The organism is Undibacterium sp. Ji50W (assembly GCF_049340445.1).
GTDB lineage: Bacteria > Pseudomonadota > Gammaproteobacteria > Burkholderiales > Burkholderiaceae_D > Undibacterium.
Genome location: NZ_JBMPOX010000078.1, coordinates 1 through 384 on the forward strand (window position 1 = coordinate 1; position 384 = coordinate 384).

General features: G+C 56.8%; 1 protein-coding gene. It reads left to right on the forward strand.

The annotated features are described in order from the left end of the window. The coding region (locus ACO0K9_RS28095) for a hypothetical protein (RefSeq protein ID WP_422990701.1) at positions 1-384 on the forward strand (384 nt) is incomplete at both ends.

Here is a 384-nt window from a genome sequence, read left to right on the forward strand (position 1 = left end):
GCCAGTCAGTTGCAGCCCAATGGCAAGCAAGACCGCAATGTGCGGTATACCCATGACGCTGCTGGCAGGCTGGTGTTTACCGTCGACAGCCAGGGCGCTGTTTCAGAAAATCGCTATGATGCCAATGACAATGCAATTGCTAGCATCAGCTACGCCAACACGATAGCCCTCAGTGGCTTGCCAGCCACCGCCAACACCATTAGCACGGACAGCGTGCGTGCCTTGCTGCATCCCGATGCCGCGAATGACCAGCGCTTGCAACAAGTCTTCGATGCCAATGGCCGTGTGCGTTACAGCATCGACAGCCTGGGGTATGTCAAAGCGTATAGCTACGATACGCTGGGCCGTCTGGTCAGTGCCACCACCTATGCCAAAGCCTTGCCA